Here is a 26,163-nt window from a genome sequence, read left to right on the forward strand (position 1 = left end):
TTGTCGTTCAGCGGTTGTAGGCGGGCATCGGGCCGCGCAGGTCGGCGCCCACCTCGTCGCACGCGGCGCGCACGTCCTCGGGCAGCGGGCCGGCGGCCGCCGCGGCCAGGTTGGCGCGCAGCTGGTCGGCCTTCGACCCGCCCAGCAGCAGCGCGCCGACGTCGGGGTGGCCGAGCAGCCAGCGCAGCGACAGCTCCACCAGGCCGATCCCGGCGCCCGAGGCGATGTCCGACAAGCGCTGCACGGCCGCGAACAGCCGCTCGTCCCAGTACCGCTGCCGGTACATCCCGGCCAGCCGCGAGTCGCCGAACCGGCCGGTGCCCGGCTGGTCGCCGAAGGAGTGCCGCCCGGTCAGCAGGCCGCCGCCGAGCGGGTTGTAGACCATGGTCACCAGCCCGCTGGTGCGCGCGTACTCCAGGTACTCCTCCTCGATCCGGCGGGCCAGCAAGTTGTACAGCTGCTGGGCCAGCACCGGCCGCGGCGCGCCGACCGCCTGCGCGGCGTGGGTCAGCTCGGCGATCTGCCACGCGGCGTAGTTCGAGACCCCGAGCGCGAGCACCTTGCCCTCGGCGACGAACTCCGCAACCGTGGCCAGCGTGTCCCCCAGCGGCGTGGCCCGGTCCGGCTGGTGCAGGTAGAACACGTCGATCCGGTCGGTGTCCAGCCGCCGCAGGCTGCCCTCCAGGGACGCGCGCAGCGCGGCGGGGGAGAGGGGGCTGTGGTCGCCCGTGTCGGGGTGCGGCATCCCGGCCTTGGTGGCCAGCACCACCCGGTCCCGCCGCGTCCGCAGCAGCCCGGCGAGGATCTCCTCCGTCCGCCCGCCGGCGTAGGCGTTGGCCGTGTCGATCCCCGTGATCCCGGCCTCGAGCGCGGCGTCGACCATCTCGGCCGCGCCGGCGGCGTCCACTGTGTCGCCGAAGGTCATCGTGCCGAGCACGAGCCGGGACAGGGGAACCGGCACGCCCGGCAGCTTCACCGGTTCCGGTGCGGGGGTCATGAGCCATCTCCTTCCACCGGCGCGACGGTCGCGCCGGGTGCATCCGACAGGGCCGCGGCCGCGACGAGCGTGCGGGGTTTGCGTCCGCGCATGGTCGCCGGGTCCAGTGCGGCGCGCCGCAGGGCACGCGTGTAGGGCTGAGCCGGGGCGGACAGGATCGCTTCCGTCGCGCCGGATTCGACCACGCGTCCGGCCCGCAGCACGACCACGGATTCGCTGATCTCCCGCACCACGCCCAGGTTGTGCGAGATGAACAGGTAGGCCAGGCCCGTGTCGCGCTGGATCTCGCGCAGCAGGTCCAGCACCTGCGCCTGGACCGAGACGTCGAGCGCGCTGGTGGCCTCGTCGCACACCAGCAGTTCCGGCTCGCTCGCCAGCGCGCGGGCGATCCCGATCCGCTGGCGCTGGCCGCCGGAGAACTCGGCGGGCCGTCGCCCGCACGCGCTGGCGGGCAGCCCGACGCGGTCCAGCAGCGAAGCGGCTTCGCGGGCCCGCGCCGCACGGTCGTGCCGCCCTCGCAGCCGCAGCGGCTCGGCCACGATGTCCTGCGCGGTCAGGTGCGGGTCCAGCGAGCCGTAGGGGTCCTGGAAGACCATCTGGACGCGGTGCCGCAGGGGGCGCAGCCGCTTCTCCGGCAGGGTGGCGATGTCGGTGCCGTCCAGCAGGATCCGGCCCGACGCCGGGCGGATGAGCCGCACGATCGCGCTCGCCAGCGTCGACTTCCCGCAGCCGGACTCGCCGACCACGGCCACCGTCGACCCGCGGTCCACGGTCAGGCTGACGTCGTCCACCGCGCGGAACGTGCCGTAGGAGACGACCAGGTTCTGCACCGAGAGCAAGGGTGTCATCAGGCCGTCCCCGCTTCCGCCAGATCTACGTTCTCCACCCACGGCCCCAGCCGTGGCACCGCCGCCAGCAGCGCCTTGGTGTACTCGTCGCGCGGGTTCGCGGTCACCTGCTCCACCTCGCCCGACTCGACGAACCGGCCGGCGCGCATCACGTGGATCCGGTCCGACACCAGCCGCGCCACGCCGAGGTCGTGGGTGATCATCAGGATCGCGACCCCAGTGCGCTCCTGCAGCTCCAGCAGCAGGTCGAGGATCCCGGCCTGCACGGTGACGTCCAGCGCCGAGGTCGGCTCGTCGGCCACCAGCAGGTCGGGTTCGGCCGCCAGGGCGATCGCGATCAGCACCCGTTGCAGCATGCCCCCGGAGAGCTGGTGCGGGTAGGCGCGCCAGCGGCGCTCCGGCTCACTGATCCGCACCTGGTCCAGCAGGGCGATGCCGCGCCGGCGAATCTCCCGCGCCGGCAGGCGGCGGTGACGCAACCGCAACGCCTCACCGAGCTGCTTGCCGATCGTGTGCACCGGGCTCAGGGCGGTCATCGGGTCCTGCGGCACCAGGGAGGCGAGCCGTCCGCGCACCCGCCTGGCGGCGGCCGGGTCGGCGATCACGTCGACGCCGTCGAAGCGCACCGAGCCGGACAGCACCGCGAGCCCATCGGGCAGCAGCCGCAGCACACCCATCGCGGTGGTGGACTTGCCCGATCCGGACTCGCCGATCAGCGTGACCGTCTCGCCGCGGTCGACGGTGAAGCTGACGCCGTCGACAGCGCGCACGATCCCGGCGGGGGCGACCAGTTCGATCTGCAGGTCGGTGACCTCGAGCAGGGGTGTGGTCATCGGAGGTCCGCCTTCCTGCCCCGGCGGGCGGAGTCCCGCAGGGCGTCACCGAGGAGGTTCACCCCGACCACCAGCAGCGCGATGACGAGGCCGGGCAGCGTGATCAGCCACCACGAGGTCGTGATGTAGTCCTGGCCGTCGGAGATGATCCGGCCCCAGGTCGCGAACGGGCGCTGCGGCCCGGCGCCGAGGTAGCTCAGTGCGCTCTCCAGCAGCACGGCCTGCGCCAGCAGGAGCAGCACGACAAGGCTGGCCGGGCGCACCACGTTTGGCAGCACGTGACGGGCCAGGATCGCCGGGCGCCGCAGCCCGAGCACCCGCGCCGCGGCGACGTAGGGTTTCTCCCGTTCCACCAGCACCAGCGACCGCGTCAGCCGGGCCACCTCGGGCCACTGGGCGATGGCGATGACGAAGGTGATCACCGGGATCGACGGGCCGAACAACGCGACCACGAGCAGCAGCATCATCAGCAGCGGCAGGGAGAGCTGGGCCTCCAGCAGACGCGAGACGACCGCGTCCACCCAGCCGCCGAAGTAGCCGGCGGCGGCGCCGGCCAGCAACCCGACCAGGCCCGACACCAGCACGGCCAGCACGCCGATGGCCAGCGACACCTGGCCGCCGTGCAGGACCCGGGACAGCAGGTCCCGGCCGAGCTGGTCGGTGCCGAACAGGTGGCCCTCCGACAGCGGCGGGAGGCGGCGCCGGGCCAGGTCCTGATCGTTGGGACCGGGCAGCGGCAGGACCCCGGCGAGCAGGATCGGCAGCACCACGACCAGCGTGCAGACCGAGCCGGCCCACATCTTCAGCCGCACGGCGCGACGTCGCCGGGTCGCGCTGGCCCGCGCGAGGACTTCGGGGGTGACGGCAGTGGGCCGGGCCGGGGTGTCCACTGTGGAACTCATGCGGCGACCGCCTTTCCGAGGCGTACCCGCGGGTCGAGCAGCGGGTAGCAGAGGTCGATGAGGAGCTGGACCGCGACCGCGAGCGAGGCGGTCACCAGGACCGTCGCCTGGATCAGCGGGTAGTCGCGGGTCTCCAGTGCGCGCACGACGAGCGAGCCCACGCCCGGCCAGGCGAACACCACCTCGACCACGACGACGCCGTTGAGCAGCGCGGCGAACCGGGTGCCCAGTGCGGTGAGCACCGGGATCATGGAGTTGCCCATGGCGTAGCGCCAGGTCAGCATCCGCTCGGACACCCCTCGCGAGCGGGCCACGGTCAGGTAGGGCGCGGCCAGCGCCGAGCCCATCTCCCGGCGCACCAGCCGGGAGATCAGCGCGATCTGCAGGATCGCCACGGTGACCGCGGGCAGGACGAGGCCGCCCCACGTGGTGAACCCGGACGCCGGCAGGACCGGCAGCACGACCGCGAACGCGGTCAGCAGCATGACACCGGTCCAGAAGTCCGGCATGGACTGCCCGGCGATGGTCGCGACGTTGACGCCGATCTCGCGCCGGGTGTCGGCCCGGCGCGCCATCCACACGCCGAGCGGGATGGCGACCACCGCGGTCAGCAGGATCGCCGCGACGGCCAGCGTGACCGTGTACGGCAGACGCCCGAGCACCACGTCCAGCGCGGGGGCGCGGAAGGAGTAACTGGTGCCCAGATCGCCGTGCAGCAGTCCTTTCAGGAAGATCCCGAACTGCGACAGCAGGGACTCGTCCAGGCCCATCTGCTCGCGCACGCGGGCGAGGTCCTCGGCGGTCGGCGACGGGCCGCCGTAGGCCGCGGCCGGATCGCCGGGCGCCAGCCGGACCAGGACGAACACCGTCGACACGGTTAGGAAGACCGTGAGCGCGCTCTGGCCGATCCGGCGCAACAGGTAGTGGGTCACGGCTCAGCCCTCCACGCGGACGGTCTCGAGGTCGTAGGAGTTGATCGGCTGCAGCGCCACGCCCTGCACCCGGGTCCGGCGCGCGAGCACCACGTTCGGCACGAACGCCCACAGGCACGGCCACGTCGCCCAGATCCGGTGCTGGGCCGCGGCGAGCAGTTCGGTGCGGCGGCCGGCGTCGGTTTCGGCGCCTGCTGTGGCGAGCGCGTCGGCGATCTCCGGCACCACGAACCCCTGGTAGGTGTCCCGGGTCTGTTCCTTGGCTGGGGTGCCGCCGTACATGCCGAGCAGCGAGGTGATGGCCTGGCCGGTGGGACCGGGATAGCCGTTGCCGAGGACGTCCCAGTCGCCGCCGCGGCCCTGCCGCCACTGCAGGATGTCGCCGCCGGGTTCGAACTGCTGGAGTTCGGCGGCCACGCCGACGGCTCGCAGCATCTCCACGACCGCCTCCATGACCGAGGCGTCCGCGGGGAACTCGCCGGACTCCCAGATGATCTTCAACCTCAGATCGCGCACGCCGAGGGAGTCCAGCAGCGCACGGCATTTCGCCGGGTCGTGCACGTAGGTGCCGGTGCGCACGGCGCCGGCCAGGGCGAGCGGCACGACGCCCTCGGCCTGGGTCGCGGACCCGGCCAGCACGTCGTCCACCAGCGACCGCCCGTCGATCGCGTAGGTCAGCGCCTCCCGCACGCGGGGGTCGGCGAGCGGATGGCCCGGTGGCTTGCGGAAGTTGAAGAACAGCTGGTTGATGCGGGTGCCGGGGACGCGGTCGATCGCGACGCCCGGCAGGCCGGCCAGCTGGTCGGCGGAGTCCGGGCTGATCGAGTCGATCACGTCCAGCTCGCCGCTGCGGATGGCGACCACGCGGCTGGACTCCTCCGGCACGAACCGCACGCGCACGGTGTCCACCGCCGGCGGCTGTCCCCAGTACCCGGGATGGCGCTGGAGCGTGTACTCGCCGGTGCCGCCGTTGGCTGCGGTCACCACGTAGGGTCCGGAGCCGACGCCGCTGGTGAGTTCTTCGGGGCGGTTCGCGGCGGCCGGGGTGATGAGGATGTTGGCCATCAGCAGGTCCAGGATCGGCACTGGCCGCGAGGTCTCCAGCAGGAACTCGCGATCGTCCACCTTGGACACGCTCGGCAGTTCGGGGAAGAGGTTCAGCACGAAGGAGCCGTTGACCTCGCCGTACATGCGCAGTGCGGTGGCGACGTCGTCGGTGGTCACCGGGCTGCCGTCGGAGTAGCGGGCGCCGGCGCGCAGCCGCACGCTCCACTGGGTGGGCGCGGTCTGTTCGAACCGTTCCGCCAGCACGAGCCTGGCCTGCATGCGCGGGTCGATCCGGGTCAGTGCCTGGCGGACGGCGCGCTGCACGGTGAGGGCGGCGTCGAACTGGTTGAGCTTGTTGTCGAGGCTGACCAGCGACCGGTTCAGGCCGAGGGTCAGCGAGCCGGGGCTCGCGGCGCCGACGGGCCCGGCGCAGGCGGCCAGCGGGGCCAGCGCCGCACCGGCGCCGGCAGCGAGCCCGGCGCGGAGCAGAGAGCGGCGACTGAGTGCGACGCCGCTGCCGAATCGGGTCATCGTCGACCTCTTCCGTGTCCGAGGGCGGGCCGCCGGGGCGGCCCAGCCGGCTCCGTCGCCGGACGGAGCGAGCAGTGTGGAGCACACCTTGACACAGGCTGCGCGATTCGCGCAACACTATCGCGCGAATCGCGCAGCGTGTGTCATAGTGGGCGGGAAGCCGCGCGAGGCAGGAGGTTCGATGGAGCACGATTCCGGTGGTAGGATGATCGCGATCGCCGACGACCTCTCCGGCGCGGCCGAGACCGCGATCGCGCTCGGTGTGCGCGGATCGCGCAGCGTGGTCGTGCTCGGCGCGGCTGAGGTGGACGCCCCGGTGGTGGTGCTCGACCTGGACACCCGCACCGCGCCACCTGCCGTGGCGGCTGGCGCGGTGCAGGCAGCCCTGGGCCGGGTGCGGCCGGGCGACCGGCTGTTCAAGAAGATCGACTCCCTGCTGCGCGGGAACATCGCCGCGGAGATCGCGGGCCTGACCGATCACGGGTACGGGGTCGCGCTCACCCCCGCGTTGCCGGTCGCGCACCGTGTCGTCCGGGAGGGCGTGCTGTCCGTGGACGGAGTGCCGCTCGCCGACAGTGACGCCTGGCGCGCGGAACACGCAATCCCGCCGCACACGGTCCGGGACGCGGTGGGGGAGGCGGAACTGCTGGCCCTGTCGGTGGTCCGGCACTCCGCCGCCCTGGCGGAGGCATTCACCTCGGCCGTGGTGGCGAAGCGAGTGGTGATCTGCGACGCCGAGACCGATGCCGACCTGGAGGCGATCGCGCGGGCCGCCCGCGAGGTGCCGGGGTTGGCGCTGGCCGGTTCCGGGGGCCTGGCCGCTGCCATCGGGCGGCTTCAGCCCGCGGTCCGGGTCGATCCCGGTTCCGCAGCCGGCGAGTCCGGATCGCCGGCGGGCCCGGTGCTGATCGTCGCCGGCACGGCCGCGCCGGTCGCGGTCGAGCAGGTCGCACGCCTGTCCGGCGTCACGGTCCGCTCGCTTGACCCGGATTCCCTCGCCGCGGGAGGTGTCGACGTCCCGCCACCGGCCGGGGTCACCGTGCTGCGCGTGGACCCGGCTGCCCGGCTCGATCCGCGCCGCGGCCCGGCCGTGGCCGCCGGGCTCGCCCGGAGCACCGTCGCCGCGCTGGCCAAGCCCGGGGCCGAGCGCACCGGCCTCGTCGTCCTCGGTGGCGAGACCGCCCGCCGTGCCCTTGACGCCCTCGGCGTAGACCGTCTCGAACCAATCGAGGAGATCCACCACGGCGCGGTCTTGTCCCGCCTTCCCGGCGGCCGGCTCGTCGTGACCCGGCCGGGCAGCTTCGGCGGGCCCGACTCGCTCGTGCAGATCGTGCGCGCCCTGCGTACCTCGGAAACCCAACCCACGGCCGAACCGGCCGGACTCCAGCGAAAGGCCTGCTCAGTGACCCCTTCCCAGCCAGTCATCGCGATCACGATGGGTGATGGCGCCGGCATCGGTCCCGAGGTCGTCGTGCCTGCCGTCGTGCACCCGGACACGCTGGCCGTGTGCCGCCCGGTCGTGATCGGCGACGCCAAGCGGCTGCGCCAGGCGGCTGACATCATGGGTGTCGACGCCGACATCGTGCCGGTCACGTCCCCGTCCGACGCCGAACCCGGGGCGCATCGGATCAGCGTGATCGATTTGGACCTGCTGCCCGCGGACCTGCCGTGGGGCGAACTGTCCGCTGCCGCCGGCGAGGCCGCCTACCAGTACATCCGCACCGCCGCCGACCTGGCGCAAGCCGGTGCCGTGCACGGCATCTGCACGGCACCGCTGAACAAGGAGGCCCTGCACGCCGCCGGGCACCGCTACCCAGGGCACACCGAACTGCTCGCGCACCTCACCGGTGTGGACGAGGTGTCGATGATGCTGTCCACCCCCAAGGTCAAGGTCATCCACGTGACCACCCACATCGGACTGATCGACGCCATCGCACGCATCGAACCCGGCCTGGTCGAGCGCACGGTGCGGCGCGGCCACGAGGCCCTGGTGCGCGCGGGCAACCCTGCCCCGGTGATCGGCGTGTGCGGGATCAATCCGCACGCCGGCGAGAACGGGTTGTTCGGCTACGGCGAGGAGGAGGAAAAGATCGTGCCCGCGCTGGAGTCCCTGCGCGCGCAGGGGATCGACGCCCGCGGCCCGCTTCCTGCCGACACCGCGTTCTTCCTCGCCGGCCGGGGCGACTACGACCTCATCGTGGCCATGTACCACGACCAGGGGCACGGACCGGTGAAGGTGCTCGGCATCGAGGCCGGGGTGAACCTGACGGTCGGCCTGCCGGTGATCCGCACCTCGGTCGACCACGGCACGGCGTTCGACATCGCGGGCACCGGCAAGGCCGACCCTCGTAGCATGGTCGAGGCTCTGCGTCAGGCCGCGGAGCTGGCGACGCAGCCGGGTGCAGATCGGAGGACCGAGCAGGGATGACGTCCGCAGCGGGCTCGCGGGAGCGGCGCGACCAGATCGTGCGGCTGGCCACCGAAACCGGGCTGGCGAGCGTGGAGGAGCTGTCCCGCATGTTCGGGGTCACCGCTTCCACCATCCGGCGCGACCTGGCGCGGCTGACCGCCGACGGCCGCCTCGCCCGCACCTACGGCGGCGCCATCGCCGTGACCGCCCATCCGGAGTCGTCGCTGCGCCAGCGGGTCGGCGAGGGATTCGAAGCCAAGCGCGCGATCGCCCGATGGGCGGCCGAGCGGATCCAGACCGGCGAGACCATCCTGCTCGACGCCGGGTCGACGGTGGGCGCGCTGGCGCACGAACTGCGCGACGCCGAGCTGCTCACCGTGGCCACCACGGGCCTGACCGCGCTGATGGAACTCGCCGATGTGGAGTCGGTGCACGTGGAATGCCTGGGCGGCACCCTACGCCCGCTCAGCCAGGGTTTCGTCGGCCCCCTGACCGAGGCGGCGCTGGAGCGGATGACCTTCGACCGGGTGTTCCTCGGCACCGACGGCGTCAACGCCGACGGCGACATCTGCGAGGCCGACCTGCGCCAAACCCGCCTGAAGGAACTCATGGCGCGCCGGGCCCGCGAGGTGTACGTGCTGGCCCACGCCGCGAAGCTCGGCGAGGGCCCGTTCCACGCCTGGGCGCGCCTCCCTCTGCCCTGGACGCTCGTCACCGACGCCGAGGCGGACCCGGAGTTTGTGAAGACTCTGCGCGCGAAGGGCATCACGGTGGAGGTCGCAGAGCCTGCCGGCTGACCGCCGCCCGAGTCTCCCCAAGGAGCGACCCCATTCGGCTGCCGGCGTGGATTCAACGGGTGCTCGGCGCCTGGCAGGGGCCGCCGGTGAGCGGACACTGGTGCGGGTCGTATGGCCGCGAGAGGCTCTCGATCAGTTTGCGGTGATCGGGCCAGTCGTGTCGTAGCCAGCGCGCCACACACAGGATGGTCACTTCGCTCGCGCCGGCCTGCTTCAGCGCGAGCGCGGCAGACTGACTCTTGTCGCCGGACACCCACGTGTCATCGACCACTAGCTGTCGTGACTCGTGAGGTTGTGGACGGCGTGTTGGGTTGATTGTGGGGAGGGCCTCCGGGCGGAGTGGGTGTTGCGACGCATCCACTACCAGCCCTGGAGGTCCTCGATGGGTCACGCTAACGCACGCACCACGGTGTATGCCCGGCAGTTGATTGTGCAGCGTTATCAGGCGGGGTGGCCGCCGGCGCGGATTGCTGAGCAGCTCGGGGTGGCGCGGTCCACGGTCTACAAGTGGCTGGCGCGGCACCGGGAGGAGGGCGAAGCGGGATTGGTCGATCGCTCCTCCCGCCCGCATCACAGCCCCACCCGCCTGCCTGTGGAGACCGAAGCCGCGATCCTGGCGTTGCGTCAGCAGTGCCATCGGGGTGCGGTGTTCCTCGCTGGGCAGCTCGGGCTAGTGGCCTCCACCGTCGGTCGTGTCCTGCGTCGTCGGGACGTACCACCGTTGTCGGCGATCGATCCGATCACCGGGATGCCGGTGCGGCGGCGGCACTCGGGCATCCGCTACCAACGCCGCGCCCCGGGCGAACTGCTGCACATCGACGTCAAGAAACTCGGGCGAGTGCCTGACGGCGGCGGTTGGCGGGTGCACGGACGCCGCGAGCAGGTCCGCGGCCGCGGTATCGGCTACGACTACCTGCACGTCGCCATCGACGACCACACCCGCCTGGCCTACGTCGAGGCCCTGCCCGACGCGCGGGATACCACCGCCGCCGCGTTCCTGCACCGCGCCGTGGCCTGGTTCCGCCACCACGGCATCACCGTGCTGCGAATCCTGACCGACAACGCCCTGGTCTACCGCCGAGGCGCCTGCTGGGCCGCGGTCTGCACCGCCCTCGGGCTGCGCCGCCGCTACATCAGACCCGGCTGCCCCTGGACCAACTTCCACCGCACCCTGCTCACCGAGTTCGCCTACGCCCAGCCCTGGACCTCCAACACCCACCGCCTGACAGCCTTGCCGACCTGGGTCCAGCACTACAACACTGAACGCGCACACTCCGCCCTAGTAGGCCACCCACCCATCAGCCGACTGCGCTGACCCCTCCACAACCTGTCAGGTCACGACAACTAGCGCGTGCCTGCCAGCCACGTCCGCGCGGAACTGGGCTGGAAGCCGGTACCGATCGGGTCGCGGGAACCGTAGCGGCTCGTCAGCGTAACCGGACGCGGGCTCCAACAGGACGCGTCGTGGTTCAGCGCCGTCAGCGGGAATGACGTGGCGAGCAAGGTCGACGGCCGGGTGGGAAGCACCCGGGCGAGCGGCGGATGGGACGAATGTGAGCGCACCCCACGGTGGGCGTCCGCTCGTCATACAGCGCCCATGCAGCATGGTGGCTGCCATGATCATCAACTGAAGATCCTGCTTGCATTTCGGGGCAGGGGGCTGGCGCTTGTACTGGTACACATGGTGCTCGGACTGATGAGTGGGATGCATGCGCCCCTTCGCGTAGGCGAGGAGCACCACCTTGTCGGCGAGCGACCCGTCGTAACGGTCGTGAGCGGCGCGGCACTGGGGACACAGTCCTCCCGCGGCAGGACCGGTGCAGACCGTACAGACCCCGGGAGCGCTGCGCAGCGTGTTACAGAAGAAGCCGCCCACTTCGGCCCGTACCAGTTTCGCAAGCCGCTCGGGAAGCTCCTCGGGCGTCATCGCTGCAGGGCGAAGGCGAGTAGCTCGTCGACTTCGTCGGAGGCGGCGATGATGTCCTCGACGATCGCCATCACCTCGGCAGTGCCGTGCGCAACGTGGACGCCGGGCCGGCCGATGAGGTCGGCGGGCCAGCGGTTCGCCTGCACGACGAGGTCGGTCAGGATCACCGGCCGGCCGTGCGCAACGGCTTGCCGGGCCTGGATTCGCGCACCGCTGTGCTCTCCGGCCTCCACCACGATGGTTGCGCGCCCGTACCCGGACATCACGGCGTTGCGCATCGGGAAGCTGTGCTTGCTAGGTGGGGCATCCGGCCAGAACTGCGACAGTACGAGCCCGGTGTCGGCGATGCGGGATTGCAGGTCCCGGTTCTCCGGAGGATAGGACTTGAGGATGCCAGTACCGATGACCGCGACTGTCCGTCCGCGGGCCTCGAGCGCCTGGGTGTGCGCCGCGGTGTCGATGCCTTTCGCCAGGCCGGAGATCACCGTGATGTTGCGGTCGACCAGTCCTTGAGCGATCGCACGAGCGATGTCCAGGCCACGGCCGGAGGCCTGGCGTGAGCCGACGACCGACATGCCGATCTCGCCGGGTACGAGGCTGCCTCGGTGGAAGAGCACCGGTGGGATCTCGTGGATCTCCCGTAGCTGGGCGGGGTACTCCTGGTCGAGGAAGGTCAGGAACCCCAGCCGCGACTCTTGCCACGCGGCGATGTCCTGCTCGGCCTCCGCAAGCGAGTTCGTGGTCGCTTCGGAGGGGGAGAACAGGGTGGCCGGGTTGTGCTCGTGCCACAGCGCCAGGGCGCTCCCGCGGGCGGCAACCTCCTCGGTGATGTCGCGCCAGGTCATCTTGGCCGGGCGGGTGCGCAGCAGCGCGACCAGCGCCGCGCGTTCCGCCTCGTCCCATTGTCCCTGCACGGCAGACAGCTTAGAGCCCGGATCGGCGTCGTGCTGTCCGCGCCACGCGTAGGCCATCCTCGCTGGATCGAACATACGATCGATTATGCCGCCCTGTGGTCTGGCTGGCCAGAGCGGGGTGCGCGCGAGACTGCGAGCAGTAACCGAGTGGGCACAGCTCGCATGGGTCATATGAGGTCCGAGCTGAGTAGGCGTGCGCGGTGGGATCGCCGAACCGTGCGTAACAGGCCGCCTCTGACGCGGGCGGCTGCTGGTCGCTCCCCCCACGGCGTCGGCGCCCGCTGAATCGGTGAGAGGAGCACTGAAAACCATCATGTCCCACTGGCTGTTCGAGCCCGGAAACGCCGGTCATTACGCCACGTTCAGCGCTCTCGACGACGAGCTGCTGGAACCGACCCCGCTGTACGACGCGGTCGTCGACGCCGTCACCACAGCGGCGATGGTCGAAGACGAGGTCCATCAGCCTCCCGTCACACGCGAACCTCCGTCGTTTCCCGATGCCGGCGCTGTCGAATGCCTGATCTGCCGCCGCGTCGGTCCGGTCGAAGCCGCGGTTCGTCACGGTGATGGGTGGGTCGGGCCGTGCTGTAGCGCCGACTACTTCCCCAACGGCAATCAAGAACCGAGTGAAGGGAGTCCACAGTGAACACCGTGAAGACCTGGGAAACCCCGGGTCTCTATTACGTCGATCCGTTCGAGCTCGTTCTCGACGACAACTCGCGCGAGATCGACGACATCCGGGCGAAGAACCCGGGCCTGTGCGACAGCGTCGCCAAGTACGGGGTGAAAACCGCGGTCACCGCGAACCCGGACGAGAACGGCAATCTGCGCCTGCGCTACGGGTTCAGTCGTGTGTTGGCCAACCGCCTGTGCGTCGACCAGCACCCCACCATCCCGGTGATCGTGGTGGAGGCGGGGGAGGAGGACGAGGCGCAGCGGCTGATCGACCAGTGGGACGAGAACACCCAGCGCGTCGGCTACACCCAGGCCGAAGAGGTGCAGATCTTCGAGCGGATGGCCCTGTTCGACCTCGCACCCGAGGAGATCGCCGAGAAGTTGAGCACCTCCGCCGACCGCGTCACCGCCGGTCTCGCCGTCGCGCGCAGCGCCGCCACCCGCGAGGCCCTGCGCGAGGACGACCAGCTGACGCTGGAGCAGTACGCCGCGCTCACCGAGTTCGAGTCCGATCCCGAAGCGCACGCCGACCTGCTCGACACGTTGCGGTCGTGGCCCGGCAACTTCGCTTTCGCCGCTGCCCGGTGGCGCAGGAAGGCCGCTCGCCGCGCGGCCTGCGCGGAAGCCGCGGACGAGCTGCGGGCCAGGGGAGAGGTGGTGATCGTCGACGACGAGCTTCCCGACGCCTCCGCGCGGCTGCACGACCTGCACGCCGACGAGAACGGCGAGAACCTCACGGTCGACAACCACGCCGGCTGCCCGGGCCACGCCCTGTTCCTCGACACCGACGCCTACCACTCCGAGACGGTCAAACCGGTCCCGATCTGCACCGACTGGGCCCAGCACGGCCACACGCCGGCCACCAACAGCGGCGGGCCCGCCGCGCGCCCCGCTGAAGACCTCACCGCCGAGCGGCGCCGCGTCATCCGCAACAACAAGGCCTGGGTCGCCGCGCAGGACGTGCGCCGCGACAAACTCAAGGCATTGCTGGCGAAGAAGACCCCGCCCAAGCAGGCCGAGCAGTTCATCGCCACCACCCTCATGATCGGCGAACACGAACTGCAGAAAGCCCTGCCCCGCCAGCACCCGCTGGTCTGTGAACTCCTCGGCTACAGCGAACCTGCGCCCCGCACGATCCACCCCGTGCTCGCCGAGCTGCGCAAGGCCACCGCCGCGCGCGCCAAGATGATCACCCTCGGCCTCCTGATCGCCGCGTTCGAACACTCTCTCCGCAAGGACTCCTGGCGTGCTCCCACCGAGGAGCAGAAACGCTACGTCCGGACCCTGGCCGAGTGGGGTTTCGACCTGCACTGGGTCGAGCGCATGGTCAACGACCCCAGCGCCGAGGACGACGCCGACGCCCAGCCCACCGGCGAGATCGCCGCCGCCTGACCACCCACTCCCGAAGGGCCCAGCCGCGACGCGGCTGGGCCCTTCGGCATCTCCACGCCCCTCGCGAAAGGACACACGCATGACCAGCGCCGCCCACGAGCACAGCCCCGACGACCACACCGCGACCGGCAGCCCGCCCCACGGCGAAACCATGCAGGCGCTCCTCCTCGGCGCCGAGGCCGCCCAGCTGCTCGACATCAGCCGCCACCACCCCGGCCACGACATCGCCCGGCTCGTCGGCGACCCGCTCGTCGACCGGATGAGCCACCTCACCGGCCTGGACATCTGGGTCGGCGACAACAGCCTCGCCACCCACCCCGTCAACCACGGCGCCAGCCGGTTCCTCGCCGCCCTCCTGCAGGCCGTGCTCGTCGGCGACTACACCGCCAGCGAACACGACCGCGCCCACGTCGCCCGTCTCGTCCGCAATCCGGACTGGGCCCCGGTGATCGCCGGGCCCGCCCTGATCACCGGCGCCGACGAACACGGCGACACCACCCCGCTCCCCGAAGCCTTCACCACCTGGCTGCACCGCATGTTCCAGCGCGCCACCACCGCGCAGCAGGCCGCCGTCAACGAGGTGCTCCAGCAACTGCCGCACATGCTGCGGCAGCTCGGCCTGCCCGCCGACCGCGAACTCGGCGACATCACCATCTTCCGCCTGCCCTGACCCGCCACTCGTCAGCCGCGGGCCGGGCCGGCCACCACCGCAGAAAGGAGTACCGGTGCCCGCGCCACCCCGCCCGCGGCTGATGACCGCGGCACTGGCCGCCGCAGCCCGCGGCTGGCCCGTGTTCCCCCTCGCGCCCCGCGGCAAGAAGCCCGCCTTCGGCAAGGTCGACTGGAACACCCTCGCCACCACCGACCACGACACCATCACCCGCGTCTGGACCAAGGCCCCTTACAACATCGGCATCGCCACCGGAGCCGCCGGCCTGCTCGTCATCGACCTCGACGACGGCCACGGCCGGCCCGCGCCACCACCCTGGACAACGGCACGGCACGGCCGCGACGTGCTCGCCGCGCTCGCCCGCGCCGCAGGCCAGCCCTACCCCGGCGACACCTACACCGTCACCACCCCCACCGGCGGCGAGCACCTGTACTTCCAGGTCCCGGCCGGCGTGCGGGTGCGCACCACCACCGGCGCGCTCGGCTGGCGCATCGACACCCGCGGCCACCGCGGCTACATCGTCGCCACCGGGTCGATCCGTCGCGACGGCCGTTACCGGGTGACGCGCCGCGCCCCCGTGCGGTCACTGCCCGCCTGGCTGATCCACGCCCTGACCCCGCCTGCACCCGCCGAGCCGCGCGGCGGCGGGGGAGGGCATCACCACGCGGCCTACCGGCAAGCCGCACTCGCGGGCGAAGCACGCAAGGTCGCCGACGCCCTCGACGGCCAGCGGCGCATCACGCTCCTGCGCGCCGCCTCCGCGCTCGCCAGCATCCCCGACCTGGACACGCCCACCATTACCGCGGCATTGACGGCGGCGGCACACACCTGCCGGACCCGCACGAGCGGACGGTTCAGCGACCGCGAGATCGCCCGCACGATCCGCGACGGCATCGCCTTCGGCCGCACCCATCCACGCACCCAGTGATCCATAGGAGAACCACCATGATCTCACCGTCCGGAATGGACACCCTCCTCGCCTCGTTGCCCGCTGTGCTCGGGTTCTACCCCGACGCCTCGGTGTTCTTCACCCCGCTCGTCCGGCCCGGAGCCGACAGCGACCAGAGCATCATCCCCTTCACCGCACGAGCGGACCTGGCAGACGTGCTGACCGACCCCGGCCACTTCGTGCACGGCGCGACCACCGCCGCCCGGGACATCACGGCCGACGAAGTCGTCCTCGTCATCACCGGCAGCACCGGCGAGGACAAGAAGCCGCCCGCGAAGGAGGTGATCGCTCCCCTACGGGAAGGGCTGCGCCGCCACGGCTACCGGCAGGTCGAAGCCGTGCACCTGGCCGGTTTCGTGGCCGGGGCACGCTGGTTCAGCTACGACGACCCCAACCACCACGGCACCCTGCCCGACCCCCGCAACTCAGCGGCAACAGCCCAGACAGTCCTCAACGGCGACGTCATCTACGAAAGCCGGGCCGAACTGGCCGCGCTCTTCACACCCGCACCCCAGCAAGACCGGAACCGGCTCGCACCGCTCGTCGCCACCGTCGCCGCCGCCGTGACCGACGAGGAAAACCGGCACGACCTGCCGGCACTCCAGGCGCGGCTGGCCCGGCTCGACCAAGCCGTGATCGACGCCGCACACGGCAGCCTGCCCGACACCGACGAGAAACTCGCCGACCTCATCGGCGCGTTCGCCTGCGTCCTGATGCGCGACGCGCTGCTCATCACCCCAGGCAACCATGCCCGCGCCGCCGAAGAGCTGTGGCTCACCCTGTGGAAGCTCGCCCCGGAACCCATGTCGGACCGGCTCGCCGCGGTCCTGATGACCCACGCCTGCCACCGCGGCCACGGCGCCCTCGCCCTGGTCGCCGCCGACGCGGCCGGCCGCAGCGAACGGCTGGTCACGCTCCTGCTGTGCGCGGTCCAGCAAGGCGTCGCCTTCACCCGCATCAAGGACATGCTCCACCGCGCCGTCTCCGCGACCCGCGCCACCTTCGGCCACACCCACTGACCAAGCCCGGCACCACACACCTCTCCCCGGAAGGAGCAGCATGACCAGCGTGGACGACGCGCGCACCGCACGCGCATACCTGTCCCGCGTCGCCGGACCCGGCGCACCCGCGCTCAGCGCCTTCGTCGCCCAGCACGGGCCCGTCACGGCCGCCGGAGCCATACGCAGCCGGGACTGCCCGCTGGAGGTCCTGCAGGAAACGACCACCCAGCCGCAGCTCGACGACGTCGACCTGGACGCGGCCGCCGAAGCCGGGATACGGCTGATCACCCCCGAAGACGACGAATGGCCGGCAGCGGCGCTGCACCATGTGACCACCGCCTTCCCCGCCGAGAGCGACTTCACCCCACCGATCGCGCTGTGGGCACGCGGCAGCGGCGACCTCAATCACCTCACCGCCGCGGCGATCACGATCACCGGCAGCCGAGCCGCCACCGCCTACGGCGAACACGTCGCCGGCGAACTCGCCCAGGACCTCGGATACCACGGCCACACCGTGATCTCCGGCGGCGCCTACGGCGTCGATGCCGCCGCCCACCGCGGCGCGCTCTCCGCGGGCACCCCCACCGTCGCGGTCCTGGCCTGCGGGGTCGACGTCGGCTACCCAGCAGGCAACGTCACCCTGCTGGGCCGCGTCGCCCACCGCGGCGGACTCGTGATCAGCGAATACCCGCCAGGCACACCGCCGGCGCGGCACCGCTTCCTGACCCGAAACCGGCTTCTGGCCGCCTTCGCCGCCGGCGTCGTCGTGGTCGAGGCAGGACCGCGCAGCGGCGTCCGCACCACGGCGCTGCTCGCCGGGGGACTGGGCAAGGCCGTCATGGCCGTGCCCGGACCGGTCACCTCGGCGACGTCGATCGTCTGCCACGACCTCATCCGGCACGGCGGCGCCACCCTCGTCACCGGCAGCGGCGACGTCCTCGACGTGCTGCGGCAGGCCCGGACACGGGAGCACCAGCCGTGAAGCGCAAGAAGGCCCACGACACCCCGCACGGGCCGGTCGACCCGGACTACGTCCTGGACCGGTTCCGTTTCCACCTCGGCGTGTACCACCATTCCAGCGCCGACTGCGAGGTCACCGACTGCGACTACTGCACCTGGGACGACCAGCTCTCCTGGTGGCAGCTCGTGCACTTCGGTGGCCTGCTCGACTGGTGGATGACCGCCGGCCGCAAACCGCCGCGGGACTGGCGGCGCCGCCTCCGACGCAGGCGACGGCACGCCACCCGCCGCCCGTAGCTCAGGCGCCCCGGCCCTCACCGGCCGGTGCGCCCTCCACCCTCGGTGAAACCGGGGAAGCAGGCGTCGCGGGCCGCCCGACGACCGGACGAGCCGTCTCCGCGGCCAATTGCCGAAGCCGTTGCAGCTCCTTCACCTCCGCCTGGCACAACTCCGCCACCCGGTCGTAGGACAAGCGAAGCTGCCCGATCAGCCGGTCCACCGCGCCGCCCATCGCGACCTCGGCCGCGCGCTCCGCGTCCCGGGCCGCCGCCCGATCCACCAGCGCGACCTGGAAATCGGTCGCGAACTCCACCTCCAGCTCGTCCCTGCGGCGGCGCTCGGCATCCAGCTCCACCTTCCGCTGCAACGTCTGCCGCCGGATCGCTTCCCGCTTCCGCGGTGATGAACGAGTGCCCATGAGCAGGCACCCCAACAGAGAAACCCCAACCGGGCAAGAAAGGAAACAAATGACCGCACAACCCACCGCCGAACAGCTACGCGCCGAACTCGCCCAGCTCCAGCAGGAACACGAGGCCTTCCGGCAGCTCGCCCGCGACCGCGCGATCAAGGGCTTCCACGACGGACAGTGGAACGCCGAAGCGCTCAACGACACCCTCACCGACCTCGGCCTGCAGCCCTACGAACCGCAACTCGTCTCCCGCTTCGACGTCAACTTCGGGTTCCAGGTCGAAGCCCGCACCGGCGACGAGCACGACGACCACCAGCTCGTCCGCCGGCTGCGCGACAAGGACGTGGCCGACGCGATGCGAGCCGCCCTGTCCACGGCGATCGCCGAGCACCTCCCCGGCACCCCGCTCACCGTCACCGAGCAGGAAACCCACCCCTACATCGGCTACGCCACCGTGAGGTGGGTCTGACATGGTGACCACCGCCGAGAGCCTGCGCGCCCGCGCCGCCGACTGCCTCCACCGTGCCCGCACCGCGAACCCTGCACGGGCGGAGCAACTCCGCGCCTGTGCGAGGAACTTCAGCCGCCGGGCTCTGGCCCTGCACCTGTTCGAACACGGCAAGCAGGTCGGCCCCGCCAACGTCACCCAGGCCACCTTCCGCGACTACCTCCGCACCCAGCGCGCCTGAGCACCCCCACCTCAGGCAGACAAGGACCCCGCATGAGCTCACCACAGGCAGCCCCCGCCGACACCGACGCCGACCTCCGCGCCGAGGTCGAGGCCCTGCGCCGAACCCACACGCAGTTTCGGGACGACGTCCGCAAGGCGGTCCTGCGCCAGTACCAGGACGGAGTCTGGTGCCTGCCTGGCAGCCAGGAGGCCCTCCGGGACCTCGGACTGCCGTTGATCGGCATGCGCTATGAGGGCCTCGCCACCATCCGCGTGCGCATCACGGAGGTGCGCGACGCCGCGGACCGCGCCGAAGCCGTCGACCGGGTGATCGCCGCGCTCCACGCCGCGACGGACGACGACCGCGTCGCCTTCGAGACCGAGAACGTGACGGTCTCACTCGAGACCGACGTCGACATCGAATCCTGACCCCCGGAAGGACAACTTCGTGAACGGACAAGCCCCGGAGCCGATCCCGGTGTGGGTGGTGCCCAACCCGGACTTGCGAGGCGCGCTCCAGGAACTCCTCCACGTCTTCGACCACGACCTACCGGCGTCCCGCATCGCGCCGCAGCTCACGTGCTGGGAGGCGAGCGCGTTCGCCGAGTTGCTGCACACCGCCGGCGCACCCCAGGCCGCCGAGCGGTGGCTGCAGTACCACGCGATGGACGACGCCCCCGGCGATCTCCACTACGACTTCGGCGGCCCGCCGGACAGCCCGCGCAAGGAACCCCGATGGATGGTCGTCGCGCGGTTCCTGCGCGCCCGACGCCGGGCCGTTGAGCGCCACGTCGCACAGACCTTTCGCACCCTGGTCTGAGCGGGGGAGGTGTCAGAGGCCAGCTGGCCGAGCCGAGGCGCGGCGCTACCGAGCGGCGTCGCAGCCCGCTCACCCCTGGCCGGGGTCTCATCCTGACCGGAACCCCGGCCAGGGCCCAGCTCGCGATCCCACCCCACTGCCCACCGGCGTGACGGCCCCCTCCGTCAGGTCCAGCAGCAGACGGGGAGGGGCGCGAACCGAGCGGATGCCGGCTCCCGACCGGCATCCGCTCACGCCTGGCCGGGCGCACCTTCCCCGGCGCCCGGCCAGGTCCCCAACGAAGAATGGGTGCGCCCGGACAAGCCGGACGCACCCACCGCGTGGGCACGGAAGCCCCGAAGGCTTACCCGAAGGCCCGCCAAGACCGCACCCACGCACGCGCCCTCGCCGGGCTTCACGGGGCCCCTGGGCGCCCCGCGAGTTTAGCTCAGGCGATTTCTGACGGCAGAGACCCTGCTGGGGGAAGTGCAGTTGAGGAGGGGGTCGCAGCCGCGGCTCACCAGCCTCCCTCGCTCTTCATCGTCTTATGCCGTCCAGGTCGCGTCAAGGGCGGCCCGGAAACAATTTTTCTCGCAAGCTCCAAAAATTCTTCCCGGGCCTAACCCTTGACTCGACCAGTGCGGCACAAGGATGGGCGGGGACGAGGGAATGGGTGCGGAAAAGGGAGGAAAAGAATGTAGGGGTGCCGCTTTTTTCCGGTGCGGCCAGCCTGAACCGGTGGCAACAACCTGTCAGAACTCGGAAAAAATCCACCGTGTCGCTCGGTCAAATAGCATTGCGGCCACGTCCGGCGTGGTAGTGTGAGAGGTGAAAGAAAGAAATCCTGAGACCGCCAAGCTTGGGAATTCGCCAAATACACGGAATGGGTTTTCATGTCTGATTTCATGTCCCTGTTGCAGGAAATCGCCAACCTGGTCGCTGTCGGCACCCCGTCCACTCTCCGCGAGGCCAAGGCCCTTGCCGCAGAGTTGCTCGACACCGCCGAGATCGCCGACCTTGCCGCGCTGCACGCCTGCACCGAAACCCTTGCCACACACCGCCACGCCGACGCCGTGGCCATGCTGGGCGTCCAGTGGCAGGCCCGCCCCCAACATCGCGACCTGATCACCTTCTGCGTCGCCGAGTCGGGGGAGGAGCACTACGACCCCGCCCGCCTCCCCGCCCCCACCTACACCGACCGAGTCGAGCACCAGTTCGCGCGCATGGCCGCCCAGCAGGAGCGCGGGCAACTCGCCACCCTCGACAGCTGGCAAGCCGAGCTGCGAAAGCTCGACCGCATCCGCCCCGAGATCCCCGAACCGGCCGATGTCCACGGCGACACCGCGCAGACCCGGTACGACTTCGACCACGCGCGCCCCTACCGCGACGACACACCCCGCGACCTCCGCGACGCCCCGACCCGCGACATGCAGCGCGCCACCGCCGCCGTCGCGATCATCACCGCCCCTCACCTCCGCCGCCCGGCAGACCCGCGCCGCGTCGAACCCCGCGTGGTTACCGACTACATTGCCAGCGGACACACGTGGTTCCCCCTCGACGAACGCATTCCCCGTGAACTCGACCAGGCCGACGGCTACACCATCGACTACGAGGCCCACGCCGAACCACCCCTCAACGGCACGCCGTGCGTTGCCTGCCTGCTCGAACGCACTGCCCGCGACCGCGTGGCCGCCCAGGACCCGGCCCGCCACGACGACGGACTGTGCACCGAATGCCGCGACCGAGGCCGTCCCGGCATCACGCCTGCCGACGTCGCACACGCCCGAGACACCATCCGACGCCAGATGCCCGCGCACGCCAATCGCCGCGCCGCCGACCTGATCGCCCCGTGCGCCGCCCTCGCCGGGCACCAACCCCGGGGAATAGTCATCACCTGGACCCGCGCCTACTGGCGCGCACACCCCGAGCACCGACCGTTCATCGCCGCATGGGCCGCCGCCCAATTCGGTCCAGCCCGCAGGCCGCAGACACGACAGGTAACCCGCGCGGCATTCACCCGGACCCGCCCGGAACTCGTCACCGCCGGAGCAGCCTGACACCACCGTCGCGGGTCCCCGAGCCACGGCTCGGGGGCCCGCGACCCGCACCGTCCGGGCGTACCCAGGCCCCACCATCACCCTGCAGCAGCGCGTTTCCGCAGCTCGTAGGCACCTTTTGCATGGCAGCGGCAGTCCGAACTGCCGAAATGTCATGCGCGAACGGCCCGGTTCGTAGCATCGAAGACCTGGGGGGAGGAGGATTCGCGTGGCTTCCCGGTGACGATGACGCCTCGCGTGCTGCACGCAGGTGACGGCTACACGTACCTCACTCGCACCGTCGCGAGCGGCGACGTGCACCGCGAGCGCGGCAGTTCCCTGAGCGATGTCTACGCGGTCACCGGTGACCCGCCTGGCGTGTGGGTCGGCAGTGGCTGTGCCGATCTCGGCGTCTCGGGTGAGGTTACCGAGGAGCAGATGCTGGCGTTGTTCGGCGAAGGGCTGCGCCCGGACGCCGACGCGTTCATCGCCGACCGGATCGCCGAAGGCGCGTCGATCGATGACGCGATCAAGGCAGCACGGTTGGGACGCCGGATGCCGGAGTACAAGAACGACGTCCCGCTGACCGGAGCTCTCCGCGCCGCGGTGGCGAAGTTCACGCAGGAGCATCAACGGCGCCCGACCGTGGCCGAGCGGCACCGGATCAAGTTCGAGGTCGGCCGGCGACTGCTCGAGGAGAAGCTGGGCCACCCGGTCACCACCGAGCGAAAGATCCGCCAGTTCCTGCAGGACGAGCTGGGCCGGGCGCGGCAACCGGTGTCGGGCTTCGACCTCGTGTTCGCGCCGGTGAAGTCGGTGTCATTGTTGTGGGCGCTGGGTGGGCGGCGGATCCGGGAAGAGGTCGAGCGGGCGCACCTGGACGCGTGGCAGGCGGCGCTGGCCTACGCCGAGCAGGAGGCCGCGTTTGCGCGGGTGGGGGCGGGCGGAGCCGCGCAGATCGAGACGTCGGGCTTCGTGGCGACGGCGTTCGACCATCGCGAGTCGCGGGCAGGCGACCCGCACCTGCACACCCACGTGGCGGTCGCGAACCGGGTGCTGGCCGCCGATGGGAAGTGGCGCACGCTCGACGGCCAGCAGTTGTTCAGGGTGGCCGTGTCGGCGTCGGAGATGTACAACGCGACGCTGGAGCAGTTGCTCACCGAACGACTGGGCGTGCAGTGGGCGCCGCGCGCGATGGGGCGGGGCAGGCAGCCTGTGCGGGAGGTCGCCGGCATGCCCCGCGAATGGATCGCCGGCTTCTCCCGGCGGCGCGCGCAGGTGGAGGCGGGCTACGACCGGCTGGTTGCCGAGTACGTCGCCGCGCACGGCCGAACACCGCCGCGGTCGGTGCAGATCCGGCTCGCGCAGCAGGCCCAGCTGGGGAACGACCGACCGGCGAAGGCGAAGCCGGAGCCGCTGGGTGAGGCGGTCACGAGGTGGCGCGTGGCTGCCGCGGAGATGACGCCGCAGCTGTCGGTTGAGGAGCGGGTCAGCGCGTGCGCCCCGGGCCCCGCTGCCGTCCCCCAGGAATCGTTGGTGGACCTCGCCGAGCTGGGTGCGGCCGTGATCGCATCGGTGTCGGATAAGCGCGCGACCTGGACGATCTACCACGTGCGAGCGGAGGCCTTGCGCAAGCTCGCCAAGGTGCCGTTCGAGTCGATGCGGGAGCGGCGCCGCGCCCTCGACACCGTCGTGGGTTATGCGATGCAACGGCATTCGGTGCAGCTGGATCTGTTCCCGCACCTGACCCCGGCGCTGCTGCAGCGAAGCGACGGCGAGCCGGTCTTCCACCGCCGAGGCTCGACCCGTTACACGAGCGAGGAGATCCTCGCGTGCGAGGACCGGCTGCTGGCAGCGGCCGGGATCAGGCGCGGGCCGGTGGTCGGTGACCGAGTCCGGCGTCGGGTGGTGCGCGAGTTCGAACGGTCGCGCAGGATCAGTCTCAATCCCGGGCAGCAGGCGCTGGTGGAGCACTTCGTGTCCAGCGGCACGGCGCTCGCAGTGGGGATCGGGCCGCCCGGTGCAGGCAAGTCCACAGTGATGCGCGTCGTGCGAGCCGCGTGGGAGACCACGGGTGGCCGGGTGATCGGGCTGGCGCCGTCGGCGGCCGCCGCGTCGGTGCTGCACGACGAGCTCAACGCCGGCGATCCGCAGGTGCCGGGCCGGCGACCCGCTGCACGTGCGGACACCCTGCACTCGTTGACGACCCGCTACGCCGAGGGACTGGACCTCGACGTCCGTCCGGGCGACATGCTGCTCGTGGACGAGGCCGGGATGGCCGGGACACGGACTCTGGACACGGTCCGTCGAATCGCGGAGGAACGCGGTGCGGTGCTGCGCCTGGTGGGCGATCATCGGCAACTGACCGCGGTGGAAGCCGGTGGCGCGCTGCGGCTGTTGTTCCACGATGCCGGCGGCGTCGAGCTGGACGAAGTGCGCCGGTTCGCCGATCCCGAGGAAGCCCGCGCGGTGCTGCGGTTCCGGGTCGGTGACCCAGCCGCGATCGGGTTCTACGAGACGCACGAACGTCTGGCCGGCGGTACTCGTGCGGCCGTGCTCGACCAGCTCTACCGCGATTGGCAAGCCGACGTGGCGTCCGGCGCGACGAGCATCATGATGTCGGATTCGAGGGACGTCGCCCGTGAGTTGTCCGCTCGCGCGCAGGCCGACGGGCGGACCCGGGGCGAGGTGGCGGAGACCGGGGTGCGTCTGGTCGACGACACAGTGGCCGGTGTGGGCGATCGGGTCGTCACCCGTGCCAACCGGCGCCGGTTCACGGTCAGCGGCGGGCGCGACTTCGTCAAGAACGGTGATCTGTGGACCGTGCGTGCCGTGCACGACGACCGCAGTCTGACTGTGCGGCATGTGCGCCACGGGGGCGAGGTCACGCTGCCGGCCGACTACGTCGCCGAATACGTGGAGCTCGGGTATGCCGCGACGGTGCACCGCTCCCAAGGCCTGACCGTCGACGTCGCCCGCTCGTTCCTGAGCCTGTCGGCGGTGCGGGAGGCCGCGCTGGTCGCGCTGTCACGCGGCATCCACGGCAACTACGCCTACCTCGATGTGGAGGAGATACAGGAGGTCGACGAACCGGAGGTGCTGCCGGGCGAGTTGTTCTACCGGCATCGCGAGACGGAGCTGGCGGCGAAGGGGCTGGCACGCATCCTGCGCCGGGAAGGAGCAGAGCGCGCGGCCACCGAGGAGTTGCGCGACGCGCAGGAGGCCCCGTTCCGGCTCGACAATGCCATTCCGCGGTACGAGCACGCCCTGGTCGTCTGGCGGGGCGAGAACGCGGCCGCAGAAGCCGAGGAATGGGTACGCGAGGCGATGCCCGACCACGCCGAGGACATCCTCGCGGACGAGGCGTGGCCGGCGCTGCAGAACGTCCTGCATGCGGCGAGCGCCGGGGGCGCTGATCCCGCTGAATTGCTACGGGAGACCGCCGAACAGCGGGAACTGAAGTCGGCCGAGTCGGTGGCGAAGGTGATGCACTACCGCGTCTGCGAGGCCATGCCGCCGCTCGATCCCGGTCCGGATCATCCACCGCTGCTGCCCGGGTGGGTTCCGGCGCCGCCACCGCTGGACGATCCCCGGCATGACGTGGAACCGGATGTGCTGGAGCTGGCGGAGTGGCTGCACGAGCGTGCCAGGGACATCGCCGCCCGCGTGTCTGAGCTAGGCGAGCGCGTCGCCGAGGACCAGCCGCGCTGGGCAGCCCGGTTGGGAGATCCGCCGGGCGATCCGGTGGAGCGAGCCACGTGGATCGAGGTGGCCGGTCAGGTTGCCGCGTACCGGGAACGGTGGGGCTTCGGCGACGAAGTCGACACCTTGGTGCCTCGTGACGATGGCGGGGCCCAGCGGCAGGCTCGTGAGTGGGTCACGAGGTATGTGGACAGCCACGCCGACGTTGCTGCGGCCAGGGTCGAGGACCCCGAGCGAGTTGGACGGGTTCGCGCGAAGGTGGAAGCGCTGACAAGTCGTCTCGCAACCATTCGCCGCGGCGTGTCCTCTGTGGAACCAGAAGTGGCACCCGAGCGTGACCCGCGAGGCGCCGAACCCGAGCCGTAGCGGTCGTTTCCGGCCGATTTGTCAGCTGGTTTTGCCGGGGCGAGGCTCGTTCCTATGCTCCGTCGCGGGAGGGGAGGAGCCCGTGAGGACTACATCCGCTGTGTTCATCTGGCGCGG

General features: G+C 71.3%; 25 protein-coding genes. 16 read left to right on the forward strand and 9 right to left on the reverse strand.

Annotated features, from left to right (window positions below; translation table 11 throughout):
- Positions 1-7 precede the first annotated feature (7 nt).
- Genes AMYTH_RS0103545 through AMYTH_RS0103570 form a run of 6 tightly spaced genes read right to left on the reverse strand, consistent with a single transcriptional unit; the run spans position 8 to position 6,090 of the window.
- Complete coding sequence (locus AMYTH_RS0103545) at positions 8-997, reverse strand: aldo/keto reductase (protein WP_027929146.1); 990 nt, start codon at positions 995-997, stop codon at positions 8-10.
- Complete coding sequence (locus tag AMYTH_RS43655; protein ID WP_051362494.1) at positions 994-1,845, reverse strand: ATP-binding cassette domain-containing protein; 852 nt, start codon at positions 1,843-1,845, stop codon at positions 994-996. The genes AMYTH_RS0103545 and AMYTH_RS43655 overlap by 4 nt, the downstream gene beginning before the upstream one ends.
- Complete coding sequence (locus AMYTH_RS43660) at positions 1,845-2,678, reverse strand: ABC transporter ATP-binding protein (RefSeq protein ID WP_051362495.1); 834 nt, start codon at positions 2,676-2,678, stop codon at positions 1,845-1,847. The genes AMYTH_RS43655 and AMYTH_RS43660 overlap by 1 nt, the downstream gene beginning before the upstream one ends.
- Positions 2,675-3,580 (reverse strand): ABC transporter permease, encoded by a 906-nt coding sequence (locus AMYTH_RS0103560; RefSeq protein WP_027929147.1) that lies wholly within the window; start codon positions 3,578-3,580, stop codon positions 2,675-2,677. The genes AMYTH_RS43660 and AMYTH_RS0103560 overlap by 4 nt, the downstream gene beginning before the upstream one ends.
- Positions 3,577-4,512, reverse strand: coding sequence for an ABC transporter permease (locus AMYTH_RS0103565; RefSeq protein WP_027929148.1), 936 nt, complete (start codon positions 4,510-4,512; stop codon positions 3,577-3,579). Before AMYTH_RS0103565 ends, AMYTH_RS0103560 begins: the two co-directional genes overlap by 4 nt.
- A 3-nt stretch (positions 4,513-4,515) precedes the next feature.
- On the reverse strand, positions 4,516-6,090 hold the full coding sequence (locus AMYTH_RS0103570) for an ABC transporter substrate-binding protein (protein WP_027929149.1): 1,575 nt from the start codon (positions 6,088-6,090) through the stop codon (positions 4,516-4,518).
- A 181-nt stretch (positions 6,091-6,271) separates the two neighbouring features.
- Between AMYTH_RS0103570 and pdxA the strand changes: the two genes are divergently transcribed.
- Together pdxA and AMYTH_RS0103580 are read left to right on the forward strand one after the other, a co-directional pair.
- Positions 6,272-8,518, forward strand: coding sequence for a 4-hydroxythreonine-4-phosphate dehydrogenase PdxA (gene pdxA, locus AMYTH_RS0103575; protein ID WP_209440737.1), 2,247 nt, complete (start codon positions 6,272-6,274; stop codon positions 8,516-8,518).
- Entirely contained in the window at positions 8,515-9,297 is a 783-nt protein-coding gene (locus AMYTH_RS0103580; protein ID WP_027929151.1) for a DeoR/GlpR family DNA-binding transcription regulator, read from the forward strand. The genes pdxA and AMYTH_RS0103580 overlap by 4 nt, the downstream gene beginning before the upstream one ends.
- 52 nt (positions 9,298-9,349) lie before the next feature.
- Here the strand turns inward: AMYTH_RS0103580 and AMYTH_RS0103585 are convergent, their stop codons facing one another.
- A complete protein-coding gene (locus AMYTH_RS0103585) occupies positions 9,350-9,550 on the reverse strand; it encodes a hypothetical protein (protein WP_157360511.1) in 201 nt (66 codons plus the stop codon).
- 129 nt (positions 9,551-9,679) lie between these two features.
- Between AMYTH_RS0103585 and AMYTH_RS0103590 the strand changes: the two genes are divergently transcribed.
- Positions 9,680-10,612 carry an IS481 family transposase gene (locus tag AMYTH_RS0103590; RefSeq protein WP_027929153.1) on the forward strand — a complete coding sequence of 311 codons (933 nt, stop codon included), beginning with the start codon at positions 9,680-9,682 and terminating at the stop codon, positions 10,610-10,612.
- Between the two features lie 608 nt (positions 10,613-11,220).
- On the opposite strand, the gene AMYTH_RS0103595 is transcribed toward AMYTH_RS0103590, so the two are convergent.
- On the reverse strand, positions 11,221-12,309 hold the full coding sequence (locus tag AMYTH_RS0103595; protein WP_209440738.1) for a DNA-processing protein DprA: 1,089 nt from the start codon (positions 12,307-12,309) through the stop codon (positions 11,221-11,223).
- A 142-nt stretch (positions 12,310-12,451) separates the two neighbouring features.
- Here AMYTH_RS0103595 and AMYTH_RS0103600 point away from each other — a divergent pair, with 142 nt between their 5' ends.
- From AMYTH_RS0103600 to AMYTH_RS0103630, 7 genes are all read left to right on the forward strand, one after another.
- Positions 12,452-12,784 (forward strand): hypothetical protein, encoded by a 333-nt coding sequence (locus AMYTH_RS0103600; protein WP_027929155.1) that lies wholly within the window; start codon positions 12,452-12,454, stop codon positions 12,782-12,784.
- A complete protein-coding gene (locus AMYTH_RS0103605) occupies positions 12,781-14,205 on the forward strand; it encodes a ParB/RepB/Spo0J family partition protein (protein ID WP_027929156.1) in 1,425 nt (474 codons plus the stop codon). The genes AMYTH_RS0103600 and AMYTH_RS0103605 overlap by 4 nt, the downstream gene beginning before the upstream one ends.
- A gap of 79 nt (positions 14,206-14,284) precedes the next feature.
- Complete coding sequence (locus tag AMYTH_RS0103610; RefSeq protein WP_027929157.1) at positions 14,285-14,875, forward strand: hypothetical protein; 591 nt, start codon at positions 14,285-14,287, stop codon at positions 14,873-14,875.
- 55 nt (positions 14,876-14,930) lie between these two features.
- Positions 14,931-15,803 carry a bifunctional DNA primase/polymerase gene (locus AMYTH_RS0103615; protein ID WP_027929158.1) on the forward strand — a complete coding sequence of 291 codons (873 nt, stop codon included), beginning with the start codon at positions 14,931-14,933 and terminating at the stop codon, positions 15,801-15,803.
- A gap of 17 nt (positions 15,804-15,820) precedes the next feature.
- Positions 15,821-16,843, forward strand: a complete 1,023-nt coding sequence (locus tag AMYTH_RS0103620; protein WP_084022500.1) for a DUF4192 domain-containing protein — start codon at positions 15,821-15,823, stop codon at positions 16,841-16,843.
- A gap of 40 nt (positions 16,844-16,883) precedes the next feature.
- A complete protein-coding gene (dprA, locus tag AMYTH_RS43665; RefSeq protein WP_051362496.1) occupies positions 16,884-17,807 on the forward strand; it encodes a DNA-processing protein DprA in 924 nt (307 codons plus the stop codon).
- Entirely contained in the window at positions 17,804-18,082 is a 279-nt protein-coding gene (locus tag AMYTH_RS0103630; protein WP_027929160.1) for a hypothetical protein, read from the forward strand. The genes dprA and AMYTH_RS0103630 overlap by 4 nt, the downstream gene beginning before the upstream one ends.
- 1 nt (position 18,083) lies before the next feature.
- On the opposite strand, the gene AMYTH_RS0103635 is transcribed toward AMYTH_RS0103630, so the two are convergent.
- Positions 18,084-18,482 (reverse strand): hypothetical protein, encoded by a 399-nt coding sequence (locus AMYTH_RS0103635; RefSeq protein ID WP_157360512.1) that lies wholly within the window; start codon positions 18,480-18,482, stop codon positions 18,084-18,086.
- Positions 18,483-18,531: 49 nt separating this feature from the next.
- Here AMYTH_RS0103635 and AMYTH_RS0103640 point away from each other — a divergent pair, with 49 nt between their 5' ends.
- The 6 genes from AMYTH_RS0103640 (at position 18,532) to mobF (ending at position 26,046) form a co-directional block, all read left to right on the forward strand.
- Positions 18,532-18,942 (forward strand): hypothetical protein, encoded by a 411-nt coding sequence (locus tag AMYTH_RS0103640; protein WP_027929162.1) that lies wholly within the window; start codon positions 18,532-18,534, stop codon positions 18,940-18,942.
- Between the two features lies 1 nt (position 18,943).
- Positions 18,944-19,162, forward strand: coding sequence for a hypothetical protein (locus AMYTH_RS0103645; RefSeq protein ID WP_027929163.1), 219 nt, complete (start codon positions 18,944-18,946; stop codon positions 19,160-19,162).
- Positions 19,163-19,194: 32 nt separating this feature from the next.
- The gene (locus tag AMYTH_RS0103650) at positions 19,195-19,572 is read left to right on the forward strand and encodes a hypothetical protein (protein WP_027929164.1); all 378 of its coding nucleotides are present in this window, start codon (positions 19,195-19,197) and stop codon (positions 19,570-19,572) included.
- A 19-nt stretch (positions 19,573-19,591) separates the two neighbouring features.
- On the forward strand, positions 19,592-19,963 hold the full coding sequence (locus AMYTH_RS43670) for a hypothetical protein (RefSeq protein WP_037322216.1): 372 nt from the start codon (positions 19,592-19,594) through the stop codon (positions 19,961-19,963).
- Between the two features lie 872 nt (positions 19,964-20,835).
- Complete coding sequence (locus AMYTH_RS0103660; protein WP_027929165.1) at positions 20,836-21,999, forward strand: hypothetical protein; 1,164 nt, start codon at positions 20,836-20,838, stop codon at positions 21,997-21,999.
- Positions 22,000-22,236: 237 nt separating this feature from the next.
- Positions 22,237-26,046, forward strand: coding sequence for a MobF family relaxase (gene mobF / locus AMYTH_RS0103665; protein ID WP_027929166.1), 3,810 nt, complete (start codon positions 22,237-22,239; stop codon positions 26,044-26,046).
- The last annotated feature ends 117 nt before the right edge of the window (positions 26,047-26,163 follow it).

The sequence above is a fragment of the Amycolatopsis thermoflava N1165 genome (genome assembly GCF_000473265.1).
Classification (GTDB): Bacteria; Actinomycetota; Actinomycetes; order Mycobacteriales; family Pseudonocardiaceae; genus Amycolatopsis_E; species Amycolatopsis_E thermoflava.

Excerpts from the sequence above, each read along its gene's own strand:
- pdxA (WP_209440737.1), top strand. The coding sequence starts at position 6,272 with ATGGAGCACGATTCCGGTGGTAGGATGATCGCGATCGCCGACGACCTC.
- AMYTH_RS0103640 (WP_027929162.1), top strand. The coding sequence starts at position 18,532 with ATGACCGCACAACCCACCGCCGAACAGCTACGCGCCGAACTCGCCCAG.
- AMYTH_RS43660 (WP_051362495.1), bottom strand. The coding sequence starts at position 2,678 with ATGACCACACCCCTGCTCGAGGTCACCGACCTGCAGATCGAACTGGTC.
- AMYTH_RS0103600 (WP_027929155.1), top strand. The coding sequence starts at position 12,452 with ATGTCCCACTGGCTGTTCGAGCCCGGAAACGCCGGTCATTACGCCACG.
- AMYTH_RS0103650 (WP_027929164.1), top strand. The coding sequence starts at position 19,195 with ATGAGCTCACCACAGGCAGCCCCCGCCGACACCGACGCCGACCTCCGC.
- AMYTH_RS0103595 (WP_209440738.1), bottom strand. The coding sequence starts at position 12,309 with ATGACCCATGCGAGCTGTGCCCACTCGGTTACTGCTCGCAGTCTCGCG.
- dprA (WP_051362496.1), top strand. The coding sequence starts at position 16,884 with ATGACCAGCGTGGACGACGCGCGCACCGCACGCGCATACCTGTCCCGC.
- AMYTH_RS43655 (WP_051362494.1), bottom strand. The coding sequence starts at position 1,845 with ATGACACCCTTGCTCTCGGTGCAGAACCTGGTCGTCTCCTACGGCACG.
- AMYTH_RS0103580 (WP_027929151.1), top strand. The coding sequence starts at position 8,515 with ATGACGTCCGCAGCGGGCTCGCGGGAGCGGCGCGACCAGATCGTGCGG.
- AMYTH_RS0103620 (WP_084022500.1), top strand. The coding sequence starts at position 15,821 with ATGATCTCACCGTCCGGAATGGACACCCTCCTCGCCTCGTTGCCCGCT.
- AMYTH_RS0103610 (WP_027929157.1), top strand. The coding sequence starts at position 14,285 with ATGACCAGCGCCGCCCACGAGCACAGCCCCGACGACCACACCGCGACC.
- AMYTH_RS0103570 (WP_027929149.1), bottom strand. The coding sequence starts at position 6,090 with ATGACCCGATTCGGCAGCGGCGTCGCACTCAGTCGCCGCTCTCTGCTC.
- AMYTH_RS0103645 (WP_027929163.1), top strand. The coding sequence starts at position 18,944 with ATGGTGACCACCGCCGAGAGCCTGCGCGCCCGCGCCGCCGACTGCCTC.
- AMYTH_RS0103560 (WP_027929147.1), bottom strand. The coding sequence starts at position 3,580 with ATGAGTTCCACAGTGGACACCCCGGCCCGGCCCACTGCCGTCACCCCC.
- AMYTH_RS0103660 (WP_027929165.1), top strand. The coding sequence starts at position 20,836 with ATGTCTGATTTCATGTCCCTGTTGCAGGAAATCGCCAACCTGGTCGCT.
- AMYTH_RS0103545 (WP_027929146.1), bottom strand. The coding sequence starts at position 997 with ATGACCCCCGCACCGGAACCGGTGAAGCTGCCGGGCGTGCCGGTTCCC.
- AMYTH_RS0103635 (WP_157360512.1), bottom strand. The coding sequence starts at position 18,482 with ATGGGCACTCGTTCATCACCGCGGAAGCGGGAAGCGATCCGGCGGCAG.
- AMYTH_RS0103590 (WP_027929153.1), top strand. The coding sequence starts at position 9,680 with ATGGGTCACGCTAACGCACGCACCACGGTGTATGCCCGGCAGTTGATT.